Source organism: Microvirga tunisiensis (assembly GCF_009296175.1).
GTDB lineage: Bacteria > Pseudomonadota > Alphaproteobacteria > Rhizobiales > Beijerinckiaceae > Microvirga > Microvirga tunisiensis.
The window spans coordinates 1-1,463 of the sequence record NZ_VOSK01000743.1 but is presented as its reverse complement, the minus strand read 5'-3'; the positions used below and the strand labels follow the sequence as shown (position 1 = coordinate 1,463).

3 protein-coding genes and 1 pseudogene are annotated in these 1,463 nt (G+C 59.4%); 1 reads left to right on the top strand and 3 read right to left on the bottom strand.

What is annotated here, in order from left to right; all coding sequences use genetic code 11:
• A partial coding sequence (locus FS320_RS43325; protein WP_152718645.1) for a GAF domain-containing protein occupies positions 1–866 on the top strand: 866 nt, incomplete at its 5' end.
• Positions 867–878: 12 nt separating this feature from the next.
• Here the strand turns inward: FS320_RS43325 and FS320_RS51340 are convergent.
• The 3 genes and pseudogenes from FS320_RS51340 to FS320_RS43315 all read right to left on the bottom strand — a co-directional run.
• Entirely contained in the window at positions 879–1,082 is a 204-nt protein-coding gene (locus FS320_RS51340) for a zinc ribbon domain-containing protein (protein WP_162003638.1), read from the bottom strand.
• Entirely contained in the window at positions 1,079–1,237 is a 159-nt protein-coding gene (locus tag FS320_RS46845) for a hypothetical protein (protein WP_162003637.1), read from the bottom strand. The genes FS320_RS51340 and FS320_RS46845 overlap by 4 nt, the downstream gene beginning before the upstream one ends.
• An 87-nt stretch (positions 1,238–1,324) precedes the next feature.
• Positions 1,325–1,463, bottom strand: a pseudogene (locus tag FS320_RS43315) (IS256 family transposase); the annotation flags it as partial.

The window sequence follows — 1,463 nt, the reverse complement described above, 5'->3', positions numbered from 1 at the left end:
ACCCCATGTCTTCTCCGCCAACGCGTTCCGACGTTCCAAACCTCGCCGCGATGAAAAAGGCGCAACAGATTGGCTCGCCCAAGCCGCAAGTCAGGTCATCGCAACCAGCGCAGGTGAATACGATCGGCCAGCTTAGCAGGTGGGCGCCATTCAACTGCCAGGTGTCCGTCGAAGCTTTCAGCGAGGCTTGGGGGGTTCACAACGGTCAACAGGCCCAGAGCGAGGCAGCGGGCAAGGAGGCGGAGGGCAGCGGGGATGACCATGCGGAACATTTGGCGCATCTCTTTCTTTGTGAAAGCGATGTGTTCGGACGATGCCTCTGTTCTCAGGAGGTGGAATTGGACTTTACCCTTGATCCGAATGAGGTGCTGCGTCTCGACGCTCTCGCGGACCTGAAGGTTGAAAAGTGCATCCCCGATGCGACAGTGGATCGGATTACCGCCTTCGCCCGAGACCACTTCAGGGTTGGGCTCTGTCTCGTCAATCTCATCGAAGCTGACCGCGCATTGGTCCTGTCCCGCCAGGGTATCGATGTTTCGGAGATCCCCCGCAATCTGGTTTTTTGTGCCTACACGATCCTGCAAGACGAGGTCCTCGTCATCCCCGATGCTCGTGCTGATGAGCGCTTCAAGAACAACCCACTTGTGACGGGTGACCCCTTCCTCCGCTTCTACGCTGGGGCTGCACTCATTTATGAGGGGGAAGTCCGCCTTGGCTCCTTGAGTCTCTTGGATACGAAGCCGCGCTCATTCTCACGGGGAGAGCGGGCTGAGTTGCGGATGCTGGCTGACCATGTGGTTAGCATCATCATCAGCCGGGCTATGGGTTTGCCAGAGCCGGATCTGAGTACCGCGCTTTCTATGTGATGCCTCCTCGTCCTAAAGGACGCGGCTTCCAGGTCCCTTCAGACCCAGCGTCTCGCACCCGAGACGGGCAATGTTCAGGGCGGCGTTCCGATCGCGGTCGTGGACCGCACCACAGTCGCTGCACACCCATTGCCTGACCGCAAGACCTTCTCGACCGTGTGGGCCGCTGAGCGCATCGCACTCAGTACAGGTTTGCGTTGTATAAGCCTCATTCACCTCTGCGAGGGCAACTCCAGCGTGATCGCTATGTACTTCAGGAAGTTGCGCAGCATGGACCAGCTCACATCGTGCGTCGCCTTCGCGGCGCCCGATGCGATCTGCCAGGTGGACGAGATGTTGCCGACAAGCACGGCGCCCGCGCGGTTGACCACCGCCCGGGAGAACTTATGAAGCGCGTCCTTTCTGCGGTTGGGATCTTGGCGTGGAGAGCTATGACGGAATTTAGGTGATGGGGCCGATCAGGCGGCGCTGTTTGTCGGCATCGGAATGATCTCGGTGCCGTCCTTAAACCTGACACCGGCGATCACCTTGGGCAACTGGTTTTCGCCCATCAACCTCCGCCAGCTTCTTGCGGCCGCCATCACCAGCTTGAACACC